The sequence below is a fragment of the Paraburkholderia phenazinium genome, from assembly GCF_900142845.1.
Lineage (GTDB): Bacteria > Pseudomonadota > Gammaproteobacteria > Burkholderiales > Burkholderiaceae > Paraburkholderia > Paraburkholderia phenazinium_A.
The window spans coordinates 2,436,855-2,459,317 of the sequence record NZ_FSRU01000002.1; the positions used below are offsets into that span (position 1 = coordinate 2,436,855).

A 22,463-nucleotide genomic window follows, 5' to 3' on the forward strand; every position below is an offset into this window, starting at 1 on the left:
GGCCTCGAGCCTCACAGCATTTCGAGCGGGCGCTTGCTGCGCGGCGGCCTGAAGTACGCATCGATAGCCGCGCGTTCGCCGGCATCCAGTTGCAGTTCGAGCGCGCGATGATTGTCGCGCACGTGCTCGACGCGCCCTGCCTTCGGAATCGCGAACACGCCTGGCTGCTGCAGCGCCCACGCCAGCGCCACCTGAAACACGGAGACGCCGCGCGCATCGGCGATGTCGTCGAGCGGCGAGCGCTTCGGCAAGCGTGCGTGATCCACCGGGCTATACGCCATGGTTGGCATGTCCCGTGCGGCGAGCCATGGCAACAGATCGAATTCCGCACCGCGCCGCGCGACGTTGTAGAGAATCTGATTGGTCGCACACGCGTCGCCGCCCGGCGCGGCGATCAACGCCTCCATATCGTCGGTGTCGAAGTTGCTGACGCCCCAGTGACGGATTTTGCCCGCCCGGCGCAAGGCCTCGAAGCCTTCGACCGTCTCTTCGAGCGGCACCGAACCGCGCCAGTGCAGCAGATACAGGTCGAGCCGGTCGGTCTTCAGGCGCTTCAGGCTCTGCTCGCAGGCCGCCTGCACGCCACGCCGGCTGGCATTGTGCGGATAGACCTTGCTGACGAGGAAAACGCGCTCGCGCAGTCCGGCGAGCGCATCGCCGAGCAGGCTTTCGGTCGCGCCGTCGCCGTACATCTCGGCGGTATCGATGAGCGTCATGCCCAGTTCGACGCCGGCGCGTAACGCCGCGATCTCGCTAGCGCGGCGCGCGGGCTGCTCGCCCATCTCCCAGGTGCCCTGTCCGAGCTTCGGAATGCGCTCGCCGTCGGGCAAGCTCACAGTGGCGATGGCGGTCGACATGTTGTCTCCTTGGGGTGCGAAGGGTCAATTACGGAGGGTCGGAGGCGGAGGGCCTGCTGCGGATGCCCGATAGCCAGTTATCTGCCCAGTTTAGCTGCTCGCGAATTGTCAAATCGGCCCCCAGGCAAAAGCCCGCTATAACGCAGCGCGCCGATGTCATAGAATTGCCGCTTGCCCTTCTTGCGTCTGCCCCATGAACTCTGCCTCGGAAGACCGCTGGCGCGACCTGCGCCCGGACCCGGAAAACGATACGCCGCTTTATCTGCAACTCGCTCGCAAGCTCGGCAACGCGATTCATGAAAACCGCTGGAACGCAGGCGAGGCGCTACCCTCCGAACGTGTGCTGTCGGACGCGCTCGGCGTCTCGCGGATCACCGCGCGCAAGGCGATTGCCCTGCTCGTCGAACAGGGTTTGATCCGCCGTACCCAGGGGGCGGGCAGCTTTATCACGCCGCGCTATGAAGACCCGCTCTCGCGTCTGTCGAGCTTCAGCGAAATGCTGCGGCGGCGCGGTTTCAGTCCGAGCTCCGAATGGATCTCGCGCGAGATCGTGCCGGCCAATCGCGATGAAGTGATTCAACTCGGCCTGTCGCCGGCGGCCGCGGTGACGCGCCTGCGGCGTCTGCGGCTGGCCGACGGCATCGTGATGGCGGTGGAAAACTCGACCTTCCCGGCCGCGGTGATTCCCGATCCGCAGGCGATCGGCGATTCGCTGTACAGCTACCTCGAGCAACGTGGCCTCGGCATCGTGCGCGCGCTGCAGCATTTCCGCGCGGTCAACGCGAGCGACGAGATTGCGCAGCAGATGAGCATTGCACCGAACGAAGCGCTGCTGCTGATCACGCGGGTCGGCTACACCGCGGACCAGCGCGCGATCGAATTGACCGACACGTATTGCCGCAACGATTACTACGATTTCGTCGCGGAGCTGCGCAAGTAGTTCGCAGGGCGAGCCGCGCAGGTTCGCGCAAGCGCAGTCGGGGCACGGCGACTCGACGCGCTGCCGCGCTGCCCGGCGCGTGCTGCACGCCCGCCTGCCGTCCGCGCCTATTCCTGTTCCGCCCAGACGGCCGCGTCAGTGCCGATCGGCACGGGCGGCCTGCCGTAGAACGCCGGCGTCTCCGTCAGACGCTCAGCGGGCAAGGTCCCGCGAATCGTGCCGAACGGCGAATCGACGGTTTCCGTGCAGTCCTGCACATCCTCTGACGTGACCTCGGGCGAGCGCCAACCGTCCTCGATCTGTCCCATCGATTGCAGCCAGCGCCCCGTCTGCGCCAGCGACACGCGCACATGCCAGCTACCGCCCTCCGTGGCGCGGCGCGCCAGCGCGACCATCGCGCCGAACGCCGCGAGGTAGCCGGTGGCGTGGTCGAGCGCCTGACACGGCAGATGCTTCGGCTCGTCGCTATGCGCCGCGCGGCTCTCGGTCCACGCAATGCCGCTCGCGGACTGCACGAGGCTGTCGAAGCCCCGGCGCTGTGCCCACGGTCCTGTGTGCCCATACGCGGAAATCGACACGCACACGATCCCGGGACGCACCTGCGCCAGCGCCTCCGGCGCGAAGCCGCGCGCGGCGAGCGTGCCCGGCCGGTAGGCCTGCAGGAACACATCGGCATCGGCTGCCAGGCCACGCAACTGCTCGCGGCCCGCGGCGTCGCGCAGATCGAGCGTCGCCGAGCGCTTGCCGCGGCCGTTGTCGATCACGAGCGGCTCGATGTTCGGCAGGTGCGGACCATTGATCATCAGCACCTGCGCGCCATGCTGCGCAAGCGCACGTCCCGCCACCGGCCCCGCGATGATGCGCGACAGGTCGAGCACCCTTGCGCCGGCCAACGGCCGATCGACGCCGCCACGCCCGGCGGACTCAGGCGGCGCATCGCCGATCCGCATGATTTCGAAGAGCGGCAGATTGGCGATGGCCTGGGCCTGCTCGTGCGCGGCCCATTCGCGCGGCGAGCGGATCAACGCGGCGCACAGGCCGGCGTCGGCGAGCGTCTGATCGAGCGCCGTGCCGTCCCAGCCGCGAATCGCCTCGGCGACCGCCGTGCGATCGTTGCTGCAACCCAGCACCTTCAGGATGCCCGCCAGATGATGCGGAAAATTGGTGTGCAACTGAATCCAGCGGCCATCGCGTGTCGCGTAGAAGCCCATCACGGGATCGCGCAGCGCCGGCGGCGGCCCGCCGTTCACGCGCAGATAGCGCTCGCTGCGAAACGCCGCCAGTGCGCGCCGCATATCGACCTCGACGCGTTGCCGGCAACCGGTACGCAGGCGGAAGCATTCGGCGGCGGCGAGACCCGTCGCGGCGATCGTCGCGCTGGCGAGCGTGCCGACGCGGTAGATCGAAGGCAGGCCGGGGTCTTCGCCCGTCAGCGAAACGGTGTCGAGCGCGGCGGTGTCGCAACCGGCCGCGGTCCAGAGATGATCGAGTGCGAGATGAGGTGTCATGGCGAATCGTAGTGAAGGTGGAGAGAGGCCTGCCAAGCCAGTCTAGAATTTCACCCCGCTTCGATCAATCTTGATTAAGATAATCAATATATATTGATTTCTCCGGTTTTCTCGCCCGCTTATATCCATGTCCACCCAGCTCACCGCAACCGAAGCCGCCGCCCTGCTCGGCATCAGCGTCCCGACGCTCTATGCCTATGTGAGCCGCGGCATGCTGCATTCGGCGCCGGATGCGCACGGCAAGCACCGGCTCTATGACGCGGCCGAAGTGCGGCGGCTCGCGCGCCGCAAGGCAGACGGCAAGCGCGCCGGCAAGGTGGCGCAGAAGGTGCTCGACTGGGGCGTACCGGTGCTCGAATCGTCCATCACGCTGATCGCCGACGGCCACCTGTTCTATCGCGGCCGCGACGCGGTGGAACTGGCGCGCACGGCCTCGCTCGAGGAAGTGGCGGCGCTGCTATGGGAATGCAGCCCGCGCCGCCTGAGCGAAGCAGCGCCGGCGTTGCTTGGCGCGGCACAGTGGTCCGCATGGCTCAAGCTGTGGAGCGACAGCACGCCGCTCGACCGCGCGCTGGTGCTGCTACCAGCCGCCGCGGCGCAAATGCCGCGTGTCTGGGCGCAAGGCCGAGATGCGCAACTCGACACGGCGTGCGCGGTGATGCGTCTGCTGGCGGCGGCGCTGATCTCGGCGGCGCCGTCGAACGAGCCGATGCACCGGCAACTCGCCGCCGCCTGGGGTATCCGCAACCGGCAGCAAATCGGCGTGTTGCGCGCGGCGTTGGTCGCCTGCGCGGATCATGAACTGAACGCCTCGACCTTCACGGTCCGCTGCATCACGTCGACGGGGACCCATCTGTTCGGCGCAGTGGCGGGCGGTCTTGCGGCGTTATCGGGCCCGCGTCATGGCGGCGAGTCGATACGCGCCGCCGCCGTGCTCGACGAAGCCGCCCGCGCGCCCGATCTCGATCGCTTTCTGGCCACCCGTCTCAACCCCGGCGAGCATGGCATCTACGGCGCGGTGCTGTCCGGCTTCGGGCATCCGCTGTATCCGGACGGCGATCCGCGTGCGCGCGTGTTGCTGGATGTGCTGACGGAATGCGCGCCGGCGCGCTCGGCAATTGCCGAGGTCCATGCACTGGCCCGTGGAGTGCGCGAGACGACCGGTACGGAGCCGAATCTGGACTACGCGCTGGCGGCGATCGAACGCGTGCTGGGCTTGCCCGCCGGCGCCGCGTTCACCCTGTTCGCGGTCGGCCGGGTAGTGGGCTGGATCGCGCACGCCATGGAACAAAGCGCGGACGGCCGCTTGATCCGGCCGCGCGCGCGATACATTGGGGAGTACGAAGCAGGCCGATGAGCAGAACGATGAGCAGGCCGGCTGACGGAGATACGCCGCAGCCTGGTTGCTCGTCCGACGCTCCCGCCCTTCAGATGGTCTGCAGCCAGCGCGGCATCAGACTCCGGACGGACTGCCACGCCCGTGTCGCAGCGGGGCGAATCTGCACGCCCTCCGAGCCGCTCGCAAACGCAAGGGCAAGCCTTGCACTGCCCGGACCCGCGCTGACCCACGCCTGCTCGCCGCGCTTCAGGTCGAAGGTCTCGCCCGCGGACAGCCAATAGTCGCGCAGATCGCCCTGCACCGTCAGCCAGACCTCGCCCGCCATCACCTGCAGCGTGAGCGCCTGCGTGACACGCCAGGCGGCTGCCGGCTCGCCATGATCGAGTTCGAAAGTACGGATTTCACGCATCGCATTGCTCCTTGAACGGCTTTTCTGGTTGACTTGATTATTGCCGTGCGATCATGGAAGTCCCATGCACAGTTACGAACAGTTTCCACGAAACTGTGCAGTTGAAAAACCTGACAGTTGACCGCAGCCGGATCCATCCGCAGGATCCAAAGGCACGGTTCACAGGCGTTTAGGCGCGCGACCTCATGAAACTCGAAATCGAACTCAACCGCGACAGCGGCGTCCCGTTGACCGAGCAGATCGTCACCGGCGTCACCGCGTGGATCCGCTCGCGCGCCGCCCACCCGGGCGCGAGGCTGCCGTCGATCCGTCAGTTCTCCGCCGACTACGGCGTGAGCCGCTTCCCGGTGATCGAGGCATACGACCGGCTGGTTTCGCTCGGCTACCTCGATTCGCGCCACGGCTCGGGGTTTTTCGTCGCGGAGCGGCACCGCAGCCTGAGCGGCGCGCAAGGCATTTCGGACCCGCGCCGGGCCGAAGAAGAAGCGGTCCACATCCTGCAGCAGTTCAACCACCCCGGCGAGACGCTCAAGCTCGGCAGCGGCTTTATCCCCGAAGCATGGCGCGACATGGACGGCCTCGGCCATGCGATCCGCCACGTCTCGCGGGTGGACCCCGCGAGCCTCGTCGACTACACGACGCCGTTCGGCAACCCGACGCTGCGCGAGCATCTGCAAAGCCGCCTCGGGCAACTCGGCATCGCGGCCGACGCCTCGCAGATCCTCATCACCAATGGCGCGAGCCAGGGGCTCGACCTGCTGATGCGCTACATGCTGAAAGCCGGCGACACGATGTTTGTCGAAGATCCCGGCTACTACAACCTGTTCGGTCTGCTAAAGCTGCACGGCGTAAAGCTGGTGGGCATTCCCCGCACCCGCAACGGCCCGGATCTCGAGGTGCTGCAAGCGCAGTTGCGCCTGCACCGGCCAAAGGCGTTCTTCATCAACACGCTGTTTCACAACCCGACCGGCACGATCGTCTCGCCGCCCGTCGCGTTCCGGCTGCTGCAACTCGCCCGCGAATACAACTTCAAGATCATCGAAGACGACATCTATGCGGACTTCCAGACCGAGCTCACCGATCGCCTCGCGACGCTCGATCAGCTCGAGCACGTGATCTATGTGGGCGGCTTGTCGAAGACGCTGTCGTCGTCGCTGCGAATCGGCGTGGTGGTCGCCGACCACGCGACCATCAAGGATCTCGCCGACATCAAGATGCTGACGAGCATCGGCGGTTCGCGCTTTGCAGAAGCCGTCGCCGTGGCGATGCTCGAGCGCGGCACCTACCGCAAGTACCTCGAACGGCTCCGCCGGCGCATGCGCGATGCGCTCGGCGCGACCGTCCAGGCACTCGAAGCAAGCGGCTGGGAGGTGTTCGAAACGCCGCTCGGCGGCAAGTTCGTGTGGGCGCGCGTGCCGCATGTCGAGGACTCCACACGGCTGGTCGAATGCGGCGCGCCGCTCGGCGTCACCGTCGCGCCGGGCAGCTATTTCCGGCCAAACGCCGAGGTAAGCCCGTGGATCCGCATCAACGCCGCGTATGCCGGCGATCCGCGAGCGCAGGCCTTCTTCGAGGCGGCGGCAAAGCTCACCCCGTAAACCACACTGCACGGGCACGCGGATTTCCCTAAAATGGGCACTCCTCAGCCCGTCCGGTACGCGTGAGCAGCCGCCCTCCATGTCCAATCCGCCGAACGCCGCCGTCACACCCGCCTCCCCCGCCGCTCAGCCCACCGCACGCTCACTCACCGTGATGCTGTGGATCGTGGCCACCGGTTTCTTCATGCAGACGCTCGACTCCACCATCGTCAATACAGCGCTGCCGGCGATGGCGACGAGTCTCGGCGAACTGCCGTTGCGCATGCAATCGGTGGTGATCGCCTACTCGCTGACGATGGCGGTGATGATCCCGGTGTCCGGCTGGCTCGCGGACAAACTCGGCACGCGCAAGGTGTTCTTCAGCGCGATCCTGGTGTTCACCATCGGCTCGCTGCTGTGCGCCAACTCGCACACGCTGACACAACTGGTGCTTTACCGCATCATGCAGGGCGTGGGCGGTGCGATGCTGCTGCCGGTGGGGCGCCTCGCCGTGCTGCGGACCTTCCCCGCCGAACGCTATCTGCCGGCTCTCGCCTTCGTCGCCATTCCTGGCCTGATCGGACCGCTGATTGGCCCGACGCTCGGCGGCTGGCTCGTCAAGATCGCCTCGTGGCACTGGATCTTTTTGATCAATGTGCCGGTGGGCATCGTCGGCTGCATTGCGACCTTCATCTTCATGCAGGACAGCCGCAACCCCGATACCGCCAGGTTCGACATCAAGGGCTATGTGCTGCTGGTGGTGGGCATGGTGGCGATCTCGTTCGCGCTCGACGGCCGCACCGAACTCGGCATCCAGCAAGCCACCGTGCTCGTGCTACTGATCCTGAGCCTCGCCTGCTTCGTCGCCTACGGACTGCATGCGGTGCGCGAGCCACATCCGCTGTTCCCGCTCGATCTGTTCAAGATCAATACGTTCAGCGTCGGTCTGCTAGGCAACCTGTTCGCGCGGATCGGCAGCGGCGCGATGCCGTATCTGATTCCCTTGCTGCTGCAGGTGAGCCTCGGCTACAGCGCCTTCGAAGCCGGCCTGATGATGCTGCCGGTGGCCGCGGCCGGCATGAGCTCCAAACGTCTTGCGACGCGGCTGATCACAAAATACGGCTATCGCAGCGTGCTGGTGACCAACACCGTGCTGGTCGGCCTCGCCATGGCGAGCTTCTCGCTGACGAGCGCCAGCCAGCCGCTGTGGCTGCGGCTTGTGCAACTGGCGTTCTTCGGCGGTGTGAACTCGATGCAGTTCACCGCCATGAACACGCTCACGCTGAAGGATCTCGGCACCGGCGGCGCGAGCAGCGGCAATAGCCTGTTTTCACTGGTACAGATGCTCTCGATGAGCCTCGGCGTCACCGTCGCGGGCGCCTTGCTGACGACCTTCACCGGGCTGATCCACAAGGTGACGGAAGCCAATTCGTTGCCGGCCTTCCACGCGACGTTCCTGTGCGTCGGCATCATCACGTCCTGCTCGTCGTGGATCTTTGCGCAGCTATCGGCGGACATCCGCAGCACCGCGAAAAAGACCGATCCGTCCGAACGGAACTGAGGCGTCAAGCGCGGCGCGAGTCGTCGCAGCAGATCTTCCGGCGCTCCTGCGCGGCAGTTCGCCCGACCCGCAACAGGGCGCGCGGCGCACCACGGCTGTGCGCCGCATAGCCGCAGCGCGCATACCGGCGCACAATGAGTGGTTGACAACGCGCGAAGCCTAATTCCGGCGTTTGCACGGTTCTTGCTCGCCTATCCTGTAAACTTGCCTCTTATGCGTGCCAGCTACGCCGCCACCCTTCACACGACTGACACATCATGAGCATGATCGAACTCGATCCTCCCGGCTTCCAGCCGCCGCGTCCCATGGCGGGCGACGAAGGCTCCCGGCGCACCGTCCTGTACGGCGGCTACACGGTGTTCAGCGTGTTTCAGCCGGTGTTTTCCGTGTCGCACCGGCGCGCGATCGGTTATCACGCCTCGCTGCGCGCCCATGACGAACATGCGCTGCAGGTGCCGTCGCACGAAGTCTTCACCCAGGCCGCACGGCGCGGCGATCTGCTGGAACTCGGGCGGCTCGCCGAATCGCTGCATCTGGGCAATTTCAACGCGTTCGACAGCCACGACGAATGGCTCTTCCTGAGCCTGCATCCTGCGGCACTGATGGACACCAGCTATGGCGACGCGCTGCTCGCCGGGCTGAAAGCGCTCGGTCTGCCGCCGCAACGCGTGGTGCTCGAGGTGTCGGAGCAGGCCGGTGGCGAGACGACGCGCTTTGCGGAGATCGTCGACGCGCTGCGTAAATCGGGCTTTCTGATCGCGCTGGACGGGTTCGGCGCCAAGCATTCGAACATCGATCGGGTCTGGAATCTGCGGCCCGATATCGTCACGCTCGACCGCTGCATTCTGGCGCAGGCGAGCGAGCATTCGCATATCGAACGCGTGCTGCCGGGGCTCGTCTCGCTGCTGCACGAGTCCGGGCAACTGGTGCTGATGGGCGGCCTCTCGACCGAGCGCGACGCGCTGATCGCGCTCGAATGCAATGTGGATTTCGTGCAGGGGGCGTTTTTCGCGGGGCCGAGCGTGGAACCGGTGAAGCCGCAGGCGGCTGCGGGTCTGATGGATGCGTTGTCGGCCGCGCTGCGCGAGCGTGTGGCGGCGCGCGAACGGACCCAGGCTACGCGGCTCGCGCCGTATGCGAAGGCACTTGAGACGGCCAGTGCGCAACTGGTGGCCGGCGAATCGGTCGCTCATGCCACCGCGCCGTTGCTTTCGCTCGGCGAGACGGCTCGCTGCTTCGTGCTGGACGGCTCCGGCCGGCAGATCGGCGACAACGTGCTGCCGCCCGGACGCGCGTCGCAACGCGCCAAGCGGTTTCGCCCGCTGCTGCATTCGGAAGGCGCGAGCTGGGAGCGTCGGCCGTATTTCATCGGCGCGATGCGAACGCCAGGGCAGGTGCATCTGACGCCGCCCTATCTGTCGATCAACGAAGCACACCTTTGCGTGACGGCGTCGATTGCCGCGCAGACACCGCACGGCATGCAGGTGCTATGCGTCGACATCAACTGGGAAGTCGCTGCACACCGTAACTGAGGTGCTGAGCGGCTTGCGCATGCGGATGGTGTTGAGCAGGCACACGACTGCGGGCAAGCCGTAGCGGTGTTGCACTGACTGCAGATGCGCGGCATGAGTGACGATGCGCAGTGCTACGATCCGGCCGCCGCTCGTCGATACATCGAGCAGCGCGGCGATTTCGCCTTGGTTCAGCAATGCGATTCCCAACATGCCGTCGATCGACAACAGTTCGGCATGCGTGGCGCACATCGCGTGCACAGGCGCGTCGCTGACGATCTCCGGCGCGTCGCTAAAGAGACGCACCAGCCCAGCCCGATCCTGTGTTTCCAGCGCCGCCCGCAGACGTTCGACGAGTCGCGCATGCGCCGCCGGATCGGGCCGCTGCAAAGGCGCGCCCTCACGCTGCAAACGCGTCTTCGCGCGATGCACGATCTGCCTGCAAGCCGCAGGCGTGCGCTGCAGTATCCTGGCAATCTCCGCATAGTCGCAATCGAAAGCCTCGTGCAATACAAAGGCAGCCCGTTCATCGGGCTTGAGCCGCTCGAGCAACAGCATCAGTCCATACGACATCTCCGCCGAACGCAGCGCCAATTCCTCCGCCGACGGCGCCAGCTCGTCAAGCCACGGCTCCGGCAACCAGCCGGCGGCGCGCGCGTTGCGCTCCCGTTGCAGATGACGCAAGCGGTCGATAGCGAGGCGCGCCGTGATGGTAGTCAGCCATGCCAGCGGCGTGCGCACCTGGCGGGTATCGGCGAGATGCCATTTGAGCCAGACGTCCTGCACCACGTCTTCGGCTTCCGCACGGCTGCCCAGCATGCGGTAGGCCAGCGCAACGAGCCTCGCTCGGGCGGCCTCGAAGGCGGAGGCCTTGTCGATTCCCTGTTCCGTCATTCGTGATGCTCCCAGAAACGTGAAGAAAGCCACGCGGGCCGAAATCATGACTGGCGCGGCAGCTCGCATCCTCTCTACGTAGACGTTTGAACGCCGCCTGGTGTGACAGGCCGGTGCAAATATTTTCCTGTCACACCTCGGCGCGCGCCTTCGTCATGTGGACAGACACTCGCGCCCACAGCGGCGCCGGGTTGTTGTCCGCTCATCCAACCGCAAACGAGGCGCGCATGCATTCCAGTCCCCCTTCCTTCACGGGCCTCGGCCTCGTGCCCACCGTCATCGAACAGTCCGGGCGCGGCGAGCGCGCTTACGACATCTTTTCGCGGCTGCTGCGCGAGCGCATTGTGTTTCTGGTCGGCCCGGTGAACGAGCAGTCCGCGAGCCTGATCGTCGCGCAGTTGCTGTTTCTCGAGTCCGAGAATCCCGACAAGGATATTTCTTTTTATATTAACTCGCCGGGCGGCTCGGTCTACGACGGCCTCGCGATCTACGACACGATGCAGTTCATCAAGCCGGAAGTGTCGACGCTCTGCACGGGCTTTGCCGCCAGCATGGGGACGTTTCTGCTGACCGCCGGCCAGCAGGGCAAGCGCTACGCCCTGCCGAACGCGCGGATCATGATTCATCAGCCCTCGGGCGGCAGCCAGGGCACCGCCGCCGATGTCGAGATCCAGGCGCGGGAGGTGCTGTATCAGCGCGAGCGCCTGAACGCGCTGATGGCGCAGCATACCGGGCGCAGCGTCGAGCAGATCGTGAAGGACACCGACCGGGACAACTTCATGTCGGCGGCCGATGCGAAGACCTATGGTCTGATTGACGACGTGCTGCTGAGCCGCGACGCGCTGGGGGTTGTTGAAGCGGACCGCAATATGAGCTGAGGTTGCAGCATCGCTTCAATGCGGGCGGGAGCTGGGCCGCGGGCGTTGGCGTTGGCGTTGGCCGAGCATTCGCCAGCGGCGCAGCAGCGCTCACACGCCACACCAGCCGCTTTCACCGCTCGTCCTGCACGCGCTGCGCGATCGCCGCGAAATCGCTTTCCTTCATACTCCGAATGATTTTTTCCTCGGCCTGCAGATCGAGCGAGCGGCTCAGCAACCAGTACACGCCACCGGACACAATCAGCCCAACCAGCCACGCGATATCCACACCGCCCAGCAGCCGCGCGAAGTAGCCCACGAACACCTCTTTCTGCGCTTCGGCGTCGTACACGTAGAAAAACGGCACCATCGCAGCGAACCCGATCATATACGCAGCAATCCCACGCATCTGCCAGGCGCCGTACATGCCCTTGGGTGTGAAGAAATGCGGAATCGCGTAACGGCCTTTGCGTACGAAGAAGTAGTCGACCAGATTGACCGCCGTCCACGGCACGAGGAAGTAAAGCATCAGCACGAGGAAGGTATTGAGCAGCGCGATGCCGTTGCCTTTGATCGCCAGCACGCAGAACAGCACGACCGCGCTGATCGCCATGATCGACATCACACGGGCGCGGCGCGTCGGCTTGACCTTGCGGATCGAATCGACGCCGGTGAGCAGCGTCAACATCGCGCTATAGGTGTTCAGCGCGATGATCGGCAAGAAGCCCGCCACCGACACCATCACGATCACATGCCCGAGACCCGGCAACATCGACGAACCCACCTGATTCAAGGCCACCAGCGCATCCTCGGCCTTCAGTTGCTGCGCGAGCCAGGCGCCGAGGCCGATCATCCACGCTCCCGACAGCGACGCGCCGAGGAAGATCGCGGCGATCAGCTTGCGGCGGCTGGTGTGCTTCGGCAGGTAGCGGGAGTAGTCGGACACGTACGGCGCATACGAGATGTTGTAGCTGGCGCCGATCGCAAACTGCGTCGCAAAGGCAATCCAGCTGAAGCCGAGCGCCGGTGCGGGCGCCGCGGCGGTCGTGGCCGAAGCGCTGTGGCCGGCGCCGAACATCAGTGCCAGCGTCACCAGCGCATACAGCGGCAACGTCACGATCAGGGCCCACTTGAAGGCCTTGTGCATCAGATCGTGGCCGTAAATGGACAGCAACGCGCCGGCGAGAATCGCCACCACGGCGGCCACTGTCGCGTCGAGGCCGAATACGTGTTTGAGGCCGTCGGTAATCAGCGAAACATTGACGACGTTAAACCCCACGAACACGAATAACGTGGCGAGCAGCGCGAGGATCACGCCGCGATAGCCGAACTGCGCGCGCGACTGGATCATCTGCGGCAGCCCCATCTCCGGACCTTGCGAGCCGTGGAAGGCCATGAAGACGGTGCCGAACATGATCCCCAGCGCGCCCGCGAGCGTGGTCCACCCGGCCGACAAGCCCATGCCCGGACCGACGAAGCCGATCGAGATCGTGAAGAAATGGAAATTGCCGAGGAACCAGAACGGCCCCTGGCTGCCGAGGCGCGCATGCCGCTCCGTTTCGGGAATGTAGTCGATCGAGCGACTCTCGACCTCGATGCCCGCGCCGCCGCCGGCGACGTTGATCGCTTCTGGTTGATTCATGGTGAACCTGTCCCCTGCTTGTCCCGCCAACTCTACTCAGTAACACCGCCGGCCCGTCGCTAGCGGCGAGGGCTGCGGGCGCGCTTTGCTCCGCTTGCATGGATGGCGCCGGATTCTGCAAATCCAGCGACGGGAGTAGTTGTAAGCGGCCAAAAGTCAGAAATGAATGACAAACTCGGCACGTTTACTTTGATCTGCGGCGATGTATTGCGCCGAGGGTGCGCAGGAGGAGCTGCGGCAACGCCCTCGAAATCGAGGGCGTTTTGCTTTGCCGGGAAGTACTCGCGCGCACAAAGCTGTAAACCCGTCGCAGGAGTCGCTATCATGGTCGCGATTCCGTCGAGTTCGACGGTTGCCTCATTGGAGAAATACATGGCGTCATCCAACGAAACCATCAGCATGGCGCTGTTCTGCGACTTCGAAAACGTCGCCCTTGGCGTGCGCGACGCGAAGTTCGAGAAGTTCGACATCAAGCTGGTGCTCGAGCGGCTGCTGCTCAAGGGCAGCATCGTCGTCAAGAAAGCGTACTGCGACTGGGAGCGCTACAAGAGCTTCAAGGGCACCATGCACGAGGCCAACTTCGAGTTGATCGAAATTCCGCACGTGCGCCAGTCCGGCAAAAATTCGGCGGATATCCGCCTCGTCGTCGATGCGCTCGATCTCTGCTACACCAAATCGCACGTCAACACCTTCGTCATCATTAGCGGCGACTCCGACTTCTCGCCGCTCGTCTCCAAGTTGCGCGAAAACGCCAAGCAGGTGATCGGCGTCGGCGTCCAGCAATCCACGTCCGATCTGCTGATCGCGAACTGCGACGAATTCATTTTCTACGACGACCTCGTGCGCGAAAGTCAGCGGACCGTCGTGAAGCGCGAGACCGCACGTCCCGCGCAGCAGCCCACGGCCGCCGCCGCCAAACGCGCGCCGAACGAAGAAAAACGCCCCAAGGAAGACCTGGAGTCGCGCCGCACCAAGGCAGTGGAAATCGCCGTGCAGACTTTCGATGCGCTCGCCTCCGAGCGCGGCGACAGCGGCAAGATCTGGGCCTCGGTGCTGAAAAACGCCATCAAGCGGCGCAAGCCCGACTTCAACGAAACCTATTACGGCTTTCGCGCCTTCGGCAATCTGCTTGAAGAAGCGCAAGCGCGCGGCTTGCTCGAATTCGGCCGCGACGAAAAATCCGGCGCGTACGTGTATCGCAGCACGGCCGCCATTGCGACGACCGTCAGTGAATCGGTGAGCGAAGCGGCGGAGCAGAGCCAGGAGAGCATGGTGGCGGAACCGGCCCAACCGGCGGACGCAGGCCACAAGCATGACACACGCCGTCGCGGCCGAAGCAACCGCAAGACGGGCCGCGAATTGCCGGCCGAGCCGGTGCGCGCAGAACCGGTGGCTAGCCACGACGAGCCGGAAGCGCTGGCCGAGGAGCCTGAAGTCCAGCGCAATCACGGCGGCCGCTCTCCTTTTGCGTACGACGAGCCAGTCGAAGAGCAGGAGCAAGCTGCGGCCGAACCCGCGATGTTCACGTTCGATCCGGAACCGTTGCCTGAGGCGTTGCCGGCTAGCACGCCGGAAACGCCGGCAACGCAGGAGACGCGTCGCACGGGACGTGGCAGCCGCAAGCCCGCAGCCAAGAAAACGAAGAAGGCCGCGGCGCCAGCGGTTGAAGCAGCGTCGGTCAATGAAGCGCCACAGGAAGCCCCCGCTCAAGCCGCAGCGGAAGAGCCGGCTGCCCGCAAGACCGCGCGCAAATCGACGACGCGTAGCCGTCGGCCGCGCAAGACGGCGGCGACCTCGGACGCTGAGTGATCCTGCGCGTTGGCGGCGCTGCTTCGATGCCGCGCCGCCCAATCGAAGCCACACGACCGCAGCACGGGCCGGCTCACACGGCATGAGAGCGCACGCGAAACAACACGTGCGCACGCCTCAAGCGAACCGCCGTTCGACGCGACCGCTCAGAAGCGATGCGTCATGCCCACCGTCGCCAGAACCTGCTTGGTGTCTGGCTCGCTCACCGTGTCGCCGGGCCAGCTTACCGTCGCGCTGCCGTTATTCTTGATGTAGCCGGCGCGAACATAGAAGCTCGTGCGTTTGGAGATCGAATGATCGGCGCCGATCTGGATACCCGGCGCATTGTCATGCGCGCCACGCACGCTGCGCTGGACCCCTGCGATCTCGATCGTATCCGCGGCCGTTGCCTGGATCGTCGCGCCCAGCTCGGCGATGCTAAGCGAATGCGCTGTGCCGAGCACCGCCGCCAGGGACCGCGCAGACGGGTCCTGCGCACGTTGATACGAGTAGTTGAACTGGAAGTTCACGATCCCCACGCGGTACGCGAGCGCGCCGATGAAGTGCTCGGTGCCGAGCAGACTCAGCGCAGTCGGCAGACCGGCAATGGTCTCCTGCCCCGGATGCTGATTCACGTAGGCGACGCCCGCATACAGGCCGTAGCCCGAATAGCTCGCGCCCAGGTTCAGCATATTGCCGGTGGTCGCCGGCACCGGCTGCGTGACGGTGGCCGCGAACGCATACATGCCGTAAAGCTGCAGGCCGCCCAGGTTCGGCGATTGGTAGAGGATCGAGTTGCTGGCGCGGCCGGAGTCGTACTGTGTCGAGAGCGTTTTCTTGTCGACAGCGAGCACGGCCGCGGAGAACGGTGACAGGACCTCGTTCGCGCGGTAAGGATCGGTCGGGTACACCACCCGGAAGCTGGGCTCGTACTGGCGGCCCATCGTCAGCGAGCCGTACTTCGAATCGTTCAGGCCAACCCAGGCTTGCCGGTAGAACAGCGTCGACGTATCGGCGAACAAGGTGCCGTTGTTGATGTTAAAGCCGGTCTCAACGTCGAACTGCGCGGCGAGGCCACCGCCCAGATCCTCGTTGCCCTTGAGGCCGAACTGCGAGCCGGTGGCGCCGCCACTTCGTTCGGAAAACGAATGATTACCGCCATTGTCGAGGTATTGGACGAAGGTGTCGGCCACACCGTACAACGTCACACTCGAATCAGCCGCCGCTGCACTGCCTGCGGCAAGCACCAGCGTGGCCCCGCAAATACCCTGACTGATCAAACGCATGCATGTCTCCTCTTTTTGATAGCCGCTTGCTGCGGACTTGATTGCATCGCTGCGATACCACCCGACCGCTGTCTCCAGCACACCGCATGAAGGCAATGTGCGCGATCGTTCTCCCAGATCCTGCGTGCCGGGTCCGGCAAGGGCGCCGAGCAGGGCGGAAAATAGAATGACCGTACCAATTTGAAGTCAACTGGCGCCATAAAGCCATTGCATTATTTTCATGAGGAGGTTGCGGAATGCGCATGGCAGCGCGGGCCGAGGATGGCCATGCAAAGCGAGCGGCTTCGTCGCCGCTCGGCGCTGAAAAAGCAGAAGGCCCTCGCATTGGAGGGCCTTCATTGTCACGGCTATTTTCAAACGCTACTGCGGCCCCTCGTTCAGATGGAGCCGCTTCAAACCTTACGCGAAATTCTTCTCGGCAAAAGCCCAGTTCACGATGTTCCAGTACGCTTCGACGAACTTCGGACGAGCATTGCGATAGTCGATGTAGTACGCGTGTTCCCACACGTCGATCGTCAGCAGTGCCTTCGCGTCCGTGGTCAGCGGCGTAGCAGCGTTGCTGGTCGACACGAGGTCGAGCGAGCCGTCTGCCTTCTTCACGAGCCATGCCCAGCCCGAGCCGAACGTGCCGACTGCGGTCTTGGCGAACTCTTCCTTGAACTTGTCGTAGGAGCCCCACTTCGCGTTGATCGCGTCGCCGAGCGCGCCCTTCGGTGCGCCGCCACCTTGCGGCGACAGGCTGTTCCAGAAGAACGTGTGATTCCACACTTGTGCAGCATTGTTGAAGAGGCCGCCGGTTGCCTTCTTGACGATCTCTTCAAGCGACAGGTTCTCGAACTCCGTGCCCTTGATCAGATTGTTCAGGTTGGTCACATAGGTCTGGTGATGCTTGCCGTAGTGATACTCAAGCGTCTCTTCCGACATGTTCGGGACGAGGGCGTTTTTTGCAAACGGCAGCGGCGGGAGCGTATGTTCCATGGTGCTTTCCTTCTATCTGTTTGTGGGGGGTCAGTCTGAGGATAACGCTGTAGAGCACTCGATTGTAGGCGAGTTGGAATAACCCCGCAAACCAACGGACTTTATGTCTGGCATGCGCAGAAAACCCGCCCAAATAACGTAATTAGTGCTCGCGCAATGCCCTTGCCACGGTCAAATGTACGACCCGGGCCGGAGCCCGGGGCACGTATCAGAAGCCGTCCGCCAGACGTGCCTGCACGTCGGCCAGCGTGATGTCGGCAGCGCCTTCGGCAAGATGCACGGTGAGATGCCGCCCGGGCTTCAGCGAGGCCGGCGCGCGCACCGCACGGCCGTTGTTCGCGTCGAGCAAGGCCGCATAGCCGCGCTCGAGCGTGCGCTGCGGACTCAGCACTTCGAGGCGCGCGGCGAGCGTCGTCACACGAGCGGTCTGGCGTTCATGCTGGCGCAGCACCGCGTCGTCCAGCCGCTGCGCCAGCGTATTCACTGCGGCGCGATGAGCGGCGAGGTCCGGACGCCAGCGTTGCCAGCGCATCTGCAGCAGCGAAAACCGCGCTCGGGCATCACGCACCGGACGCGCACCCGCCGAAGCGAGCCGCACGCTGAGTTGCTGCAGATGCGTGCGTTGCCGCGCGAGCCGCTCGGACGGTGAGACAAGCCGGCGCGCAAGCCAGTCGAGCTGTTGCCCGCGCCGCTCCATCATGCGGCCAAAGCCGCGGGCCAAGGTGGCGTGACGGTGATCGAGATCGCGCAGCAACAGCGCGCGTTGCGGACTGACCAGTTCGGCGGCACCGGTGGGCGTCGGGGCACGGACGTCGGCGGCGAAGTCGGCAATCGTGAAATCGGTTTCGTGACCGACGCCGCTCACCACCGGCACCCGGCTTTCGGCAATCGCGCGCGCCAGCACTTCTTCGTTGAAGGCCCACAGGTCTTCGATCGAACCACCGCCGCGGCACACGATCAGCACATCGATCTCGCGCCGCGCATTCGCCGTTTCGACCATCGCCGCGAGTTTCGCGCTCACGCCCACGCCTTGCACGGGCGCCGGGTAGACGATCACCGGAATATGCGGGGCACGCCGTTGCAGCGTGGTCAGCACGTCGCGCAACGCGGCGGCCTGCAATGACGTGACAATGCCGATCGAGCGCGGATGGGCGGGCAACGGCCGCTTGCGCTCGGCGGCAAAAAGCCCCTCTGCTTCGAGTTGCGCCTTGAGTTTCAGAAACGCTTCGTAAAGCCGACCTTGCCCGGTACGGCGCACCGCTTCGACATTGAGCTGCAGTTCGCCGCGCGGCTCATACATCGTGACGAGCGCACGCACTTCGATCCGGTCGCCTTCGCGCGGCGTGAACTCGGCGTGCTGCGCGCGGCCGCGAAACATCACGCAACGCATCTGCGCCTGCGCGTCCTTGATCGAGAAATACCAGTGGCCGCTGGCCGCGCGGGTGAAGTTCGACACTTCCCCCGCCACCCAGACGAGCGGAAACGAGCGTTCGAGCATCGTGCCAATGGCGCGGTTGAGCGCCGACACCGGCACGACGACGTCGCCGCCGGAGGTGGCCGAGGACGAAAAAGGACTTTCGGAGTTCATGCGAGGAATAGGGATGACAGGCCGGACAGACGATAGACCGAGCGGCCATCCACGTCCAGCGCGTCGTACCAATTGTTAAAAGTGTCCACATGCCAGGAGAAGCTTTCGGAGTGCTGTCAAGGGACGCGCGGAGCCCAGTGGCATCGAATCAAGCTGTTGATTTATATAGACTTTATATCCCATTAATACCAATGTATGCCGACAGGAGCCGCGCAGAACGGCCTTTCCAGCCTCGCCGATACCGGGTTCTCCACAAAGTTATCCACAGGCTGCCGAGACCTCAGTTGCTGCGCCCGCGCGCCCGTGTGCGACCCTCGCGACTTGCCGCGCACGACACCCGCACGCTAGAGTGCCGGGTTTAAGGGCATCATGAGCCGCGTGGGGTCGTCTGCTCGCCGCCACGGCTTGCCTTTCTGTTTTGCTGGTTTTGCCTGGAGAAACGCGTTGGTACTTGCCCCGTGCATCACGTCGTCTTCATCCGAATCGGCGCCGACGTTGCTGCGCACGCCGGTGTCGGTCGCATGAGCGACGTCAAAGCCCAAATCGAAACGCGCCTCGCCCGCGAGTGGCAACAGCGCGGCCCGCTCGCCTGGGCACTGCTGCCATTCGCCTGCGTATTCGGCACGATCGCCGCCGCGCGGCGCGCCGCCTTTTCGCTCGGCTGGCTCAAGCGGGTGAGCGTCGGCGTGCCGGTGGTGGTGGTCGGCAATGTGACGGTCGGCGGCACCGGCAAGACGCCCACCGTGATCGCGCTTGTCGAAGCGCTGCGTGGCGCCGGCTTCCATCCCGGCGTCGTCTCGCGCGGCTATGGCGCGCGCGTCGGCCGGCCGACTGCCGTCACGCCGGCCTCGTCGCCGCAGGATGGTGGCGACGAGCCGTTGCTGATCGCCCGCCGCACCGGCGCGCCGGTGTGGGTCTGTCCGGATCGCGTGGCGGCCGCGCAGGCGCTGTGCGCCGCGCATCGCGAAGTCGACGTGATCGTCAGCGACGACGGCCTGCAGCATTACCGCCTCGCGCGCAACGCCGAAATCGTGGTGTTCGACCATCGCCTCGGCGGCAACGGTTTCCTGCTGCCGGCCGGCCCGCTGCGCGAGCCGCTCTCGCGCCACCGCGACGCGACGCTGATCAACAACCCCTACGACCGCACCTTACCGCCGTGGCCGAACAGCTTCGCGCTCACCCTCACGCCCGGCGACGCGTGGCATCTCGGCAACCCGTCGTTGCGCCGTCCGCTCGCCCAGTTCAGCGGCGATCGCGTGCTGGCCGCGGCCGGCATCGGTGCGCCGGAGCGCTTTTTCGCGACGCTGCGCGCGGCAGGCCTGACGCCCGACACCCGCGCGCTGCCCGATCACTACGCGTTCAGCAGCAATCCATTCGCGGACGTCGATGCCGACGCAATCCTGATCACCGAAAAGGATGCGGTAAAATTGGGGTCCTGGCACGATGCGCGCATCTGGGTGGTCCCGGTTGAAGCCGCGCTCGATCATCGCCTCATTGAATTAGTTGTGGAGAAACTCCGTGGACGCTCGCCTGCTTGAAATTCTCGTCTGCCCGATCTGCAAGGGCCCGCTCAGCTACGATCGTCCGGCGCAGGAACTCATCTGCAACGCAGACAAGCTGGCCTATCCGATCCGCGACGGCATTCCCGTGATGCTGGTGGACGAAGCCCGTCAAACGGTCGAAGGCACGCCGGTCGAGCCGCTGAATCCCGGGGCGGGCCAACCCACGCCCGGCGCGTAAGGCCGCGAGGCCCTCACGGCAATCTGCGCTGAGGGCCTGTCCGTCGCCTCATTCGCTTTCGCCGGCGCGCCACGCTTGCGCGCGCCCTGTTCCGGTCCAGCCACCGCCCTTCCGATGACCCAAGCCACTGCCCCCGCCACCCCGCCCTTCATCGCCGTCGTTCCGGCGCGGCTGGCCTCGACCCGTCTGCCCAACAAGCCGCTGGCTGACATCGGCGGCAAGCCGATGGTCGTGCGCGTCGCAGAACGCGCACTCGCCTCGGGCGCGCAGCACGTGCTGATTGCATCGGATGCGCAATCGGTGCTCGACGTTGCCCGCGAACACGGTATCGAAGCGATGCTCACGCGCGCCGACCATCCGTCGGGCACCGACCGTCTCGCGGAAGTCGCCGCGCATTTCGGCTGGAGCGACGACACGATCGTGGTCAACGTGCAGGGCGACGAACCGCTCATCGATCCGGCGCTGGTGTGCGGCGTTGCGTCGCACCTCGCGGCAAGCCACGGCTGCGCCATCGCCACCGCCGCGCATCCGATCACCGACCCCGCCGAGATCTTCAACCCGAACGTCGTGAAGGTCGTCCTCGATGCGCGCGGCGTCGCGCTGTACTTCTCGCGCGCCCCGATTCCGTGGGCCCGCGACGCCTATCAGCCGCACTGGCCGAACATCGCCGCCATGCCCGCGCCGCCTGCGCCGGCAACGGTCTACCGGCATATCGGCCTGTATGCATACCGTGCAAAGTTTCTGCGCTCGTACCCGAGCCTCACGCACTCGCCGATCGAACAGGTCGAAGCGCTCGAGCAGTTGCGCGCCATGTGGCACGGCGAGCGGATCGCCGTCCTCGTCACGCCGGAAGTCCCGCTGCCGGGCGTCGACACGCCCGCCGATCTCGCCCGCGTAAGGTCGTTATTCGGTCCGTCGGCGTAAAAACCCATGGCATAATCAAACGGTTGTGCGCACCATCTGCAATGATCGTTCGTCAGGGTTTGCCCGGTCGTCCCGCTAGCCCCCTTGCAGCGCCGTCCTCCTCGACGTGCAGCGCAAGGCGCATGGCGGCCAGTTCGATGCAGGCCCCCTGAACCCAACGTGCAGATAAGCTCGCAAGAGCTTTAAAGCGTCGCGCCGCGAAAGAATTCACATAGATCTGGAGATATCACATGCGTTTGATCCTGTTGGGTGCTCCCGGAGCGGGCAAGGGCACTCAGGCGACCTTCATCAAAGAGAAGTTCGGCATTCCGCAAATTTCCACCGGCGACATGCTGCGTGCGGCCGTCAAGGCTGGCTCGCCGCTCGGCATTGAAGCGAAACGTTTTATGGATGCCGGCGAACTGGTGTCGGACGAGCTGATCATCAACCTCGTCAAGGAACGCCTGAAGGAAGCGGACTGCGCGAACGGCTATCTGTTCGACGGTTTCCCGCGCACGCTGCCGCAAGCGGAAGCCATGAAGCATGCAGGCGTCGCGATCGACTACGTGCTGGAAATCGACGTGCCGTTCGACGAGATCATCGTGCGGATGAGCGGCCGCCGCGTGCACGCTGCATCGGGCCGTACGTATCACGTCAAGTTCAACCCGCCGAAGGTCGAGAATGTCGACGACGTCACGGGCGAACCGCTGATCCAGCGTGTCGACGACAAGGAAGAAACCGTCAAGAAGCGCCTCGACGTGTATGAGGCGCAAACCAAGCCGCTGATCGAGTACTACACCACGTGGGCGAAGAACGGCGATGCATCGAGCAGCCTGAAGGCGCCGCAGTATCGCGCGATTTCCGGCCTCGGCAGCGTGGATGAGATCCGCGCACGCGTGTTCGATGCGCTGAAGTAAGCAAGATGGCATGAATGACAAGCGGCACGTCGACTGGCGCTGCCGCTCGTCAATCAGACAACCCGCCCGCATGGGCGGGTTTTTTATTCCAGCGGCAGATACTCGGCATGTCCCGCATTTCCGTATCTCGCCGGTTCCGTAGCCGCGTGTACGCCACGCTTCATTTAC

Annotated in this window: 20 protein-coding genes; 11 read left to right on the top strand and 9 right to left on the bottom strand. The window is 65.0% G+C overall.

Annotated features, from left to right (window positions below; translation table 11 throughout):
* Positions 1–11: 11 nt before the first annotated feature.
* The gene (locus BUS12_RS27875; RefSeq protein WP_074300597.1) at positions 12–857 is read right to left on the bottom strand and encodes an aldo/keto reductase; all 846 of its coding nucleotides are present in this window, start codon (positions 855–857) and stop codon (positions 12–14) included.
* A 193-nt stretch (positions 858–1,050) separates the two neighbouring features.
* Between BUS12_RS27875 and BUS12_RS27880 the strand changes: the two genes are divergently transcribed.
* On the top strand, positions 1,051–1,797 hold the full coding sequence (locus BUS12_RS27880; RefSeq protein ID WP_074300598.1) for a GntR family transcriptional regulator: 747 nt from the start codon (positions 1,051–1,053) through the stop codon (positions 1,795–1,797).
* Between the two features lie 107 nt (positions 1,798–1,904).
* Here BUS12_RS27880 and BUS12_RS27885 read toward each other — a convergent pair whose 3' ends face one another.
* A complete protein-coding gene (locus BUS12_RS27885; protein ID WP_074300599.1) occupies positions 1,905–3,305 on the bottom strand; it encodes a CoA transferase in 1,401 nt (466 codons plus the stop codon).
* A 127-nt stretch (positions 3,306–3,432) separates the two neighbouring features.
* Here BUS12_RS27885 and BUS12_RS27890 point away from each other — a divergent pair, with 127 nt between their 5' ends.
* Positions 3,433–4,662, top strand: a complete 1,230-nt coding sequence (locus BUS12_RS27890; protein WP_074300600.1) for a citrate synthase family protein — start codon at positions 3,433–3,435, stop codon at positions 4,660–4,662.
* A 70-nt stretch (positions 4,663–4,732) separates the two neighbouring features.
* On the opposite strand, the gene BUS12_RS27895 is transcribed toward BUS12_RS27890, so the two are convergent.
* Positions 4,733–5,053 (bottom strand): DUF2917 domain-containing protein, encoded by a 321-nt coding sequence (locus BUS12_RS27895; RefSeq protein WP_074300601.1) that lies wholly within the window; start codon positions 5,051–5,053, stop codon positions 4,733–4,735.
* A 185-nt stretch (positions 5,054–5,238) separates the two neighbouring features.
* Between BUS12_RS27895 and BUS12_RS27900 the strand changes: the two genes are divergently transcribed.
* From BUS12_RS27900 to BUS12_RS27910, 3 genes are all read left to right on the top strand, one after another.
* Complete coding sequence (locus tag BUS12_RS27900; protein WP_074300602.1) at positions 5,239–6,651, top strand: aminotransferase-like domain-containing protein; 1,413 nt, start codon at positions 5,239–5,241, stop codon at positions 6,649–6,651.
* Positions 6,652–6,730: 79 nt separating this feature from the next.
* A complete protein-coding gene (gene mdtD / locus BUS12_RS27905) occupies positions 6,731–8,191 on the top strand; it encodes a multidrug transporter subunit MdtD (protein ID WP_074300603.1) in 1,461 nt (486 codons plus the stop codon).
* A gap of 257 nt (positions 8,192–8,448) precedes the next feature.
* Positions 8,449–9,723 carry an EAL domain-containing protein gene (locus tag BUS12_RS27910; RefSeq protein ID WP_074300604.1) on the top strand — a complete coding sequence of 425 codons (1,275 nt, stop codon included), beginning with the start codon at positions 8,449–8,451 and terminating at the stop codon, positions 9,721–9,723.
* Here the strand turns inward: BUS12_RS27910 and BUS12_RS27915 are convergent.
* Positions 9,679–10,596, bottom strand: coding sequence for a sigma-70 family RNA polymerase sigma factor (locus tag BUS12_RS27915; protein ID WP_074300605.1), 918 nt, complete (start codon positions 10,594–10,596; stop codon positions 9,679–9,681). The genes BUS12_RS27910 and BUS12_RS27915 overlap by 45 nt on opposite strands.
* A gap of 227 nt (positions 10,597–10,823) precedes the next feature.
* Between BUS12_RS27915 and clpP the strand changes: the two genes are divergently transcribed.
* Positions 10,824–11,474 carry an ATP-dependent Clp endopeptidase proteolytic subunit ClpP gene (gene clpP, locus BUS12_RS27920; protein WP_074300606.1) on the top strand — a complete coding sequence of 217 codons (651 nt, stop codon included), beginning with the start codon at positions 10,824–10,826 and terminating at the stop codon, positions 11,472–11,474.
* Positions 11,475–11,586: 112 nt separating this feature from the next.
* On the opposite strand, the gene BUS12_RS27925 is transcribed toward clpP, so the two are convergent.
* Complete coding sequence (locus tag BUS12_RS27925) at positions 11,587–13,095, bottom strand: purine-cytosine permease family protein (protein WP_074300607.1); 1,509 nt, start codon at positions 13,093–13,095, stop codon at positions 11,587–11,589.
* Positions 13,096–13,154: 59 nt separating this feature from the next.
* Complete coding sequence (locus BUS12_RS38440) at positions 13,155–13,469, bottom strand: hypothetical protein (RefSeq protein ID WP_143788480.1); 315 nt, start codon at positions 13,467–13,469, stop codon at positions 13,155–13,157.
* On the opposite strand from BUS12_RS38440, the gene BUS12_RS27930 reads away from it, so the two are divergent.
* Complete coding sequence (locus tag BUS12_RS27930) at positions 13,468–14,904, top strand: NYN domain-containing protein (protein ID WP_074301747.1); 1,437 nt, start codon at positions 13,468–13,470, stop codon at positions 14,902–14,904. The genes BUS12_RS38440 and BUS12_RS27930 overlap by 2 nt on opposite strands.
* Before the next feature lie 146 nt (positions 14,905–15,050).
* Here the strand turns inward: BUS12_RS27930 and BUS12_RS27935 are convergent, their stop codons facing one another.
* The 3 genes from BUS12_RS27935 to xseA form a co-directional block, all read right to left on the bottom strand.
* A complete protein-coding gene (locus tag BUS12_RS27935; RefSeq protein ID WP_074300608.1) occupies positions 15,051–16,169 on the bottom strand; it encodes a porin in 1,119 nt (372 codons plus the stop codon).
* Between the two features lie 399 nt (positions 16,170–16,568).
* Positions 16,569–17,147, bottom strand: coding sequence for a superoxide dismutase (locus BUS12_RS27940; protein WP_074300609.1), 579 nt, complete (start codon positions 17,145–17,147; stop codon positions 16,569–16,571).
* Between the two features lie 208 nt (positions 17,148–17,355).
* Positions 17,356–18,735 (bottom strand): exodeoxyribonuclease VII large subunit, encoded by a 1,380-nt coding sequence (xseA, locus tag BUS12_RS27945; protein ID WP_074300610.1) that lies wholly within the window; start codon positions 18,733–18,735, stop codon positions 17,356–17,358.
* A 521-nt stretch (positions 18,736–19,256) separates the two neighbouring features.
* On the opposite strand from xseA, the gene lpxK reads away from it, so the two are divergent.
* The 4 genes from lpxK to adk all read left to right on the top strand — a co-directional run bounded on the left by lpxK (position 19,257) and on the right by adk (position 22,295).
* Positions 19,257–20,273, top strand: coding sequence for a tetraacyldisaccharide 4'-kinase (gene lpxK / locus BUS12_RS27950; protein ID WP_074301748.1), 1,017 nt, complete (start codon positions 19,257–19,259; stop codon positions 20,271–20,273).
* Entirely contained in the window at positions 20,254–20,475 is a 222-nt protein-coding gene (locus BUS12_RS27955) for a Trm112 family protein (protein WP_074300611.1), read from the top strand. Before lpxK ends, BUS12_RS27955 begins: the two co-directional genes overlap by 20 nt.
* A 114-nt stretch (positions 20,476–20,589) precedes the next feature.
* Positions 20,590–21,399, top strand: coding sequence for a 3-deoxy-manno-octulosonate cytidylyltransferase (gene kdsB, locus BUS12_RS27960; protein ID WP_074300612.1), 810 nt, complete (start codon positions 20,590–20,592; stop codon positions 21,397–21,399).
* 230 nt (positions 21,400–21,629) lie between these two features.
* The gene (adk, locus tag BUS12_RS27965; protein ID WP_074300613.1) at positions 21,630–22,295 is read left to right on the top strand and encodes an adenylate kinase; all 666 of its coding nucleotides are present in this window, start codon (positions 21,630–21,632) and stop codon (positions 22,293–22,295) included.
* Positions 22,296–22,463 lie beyond the last annotated feature (168 nt).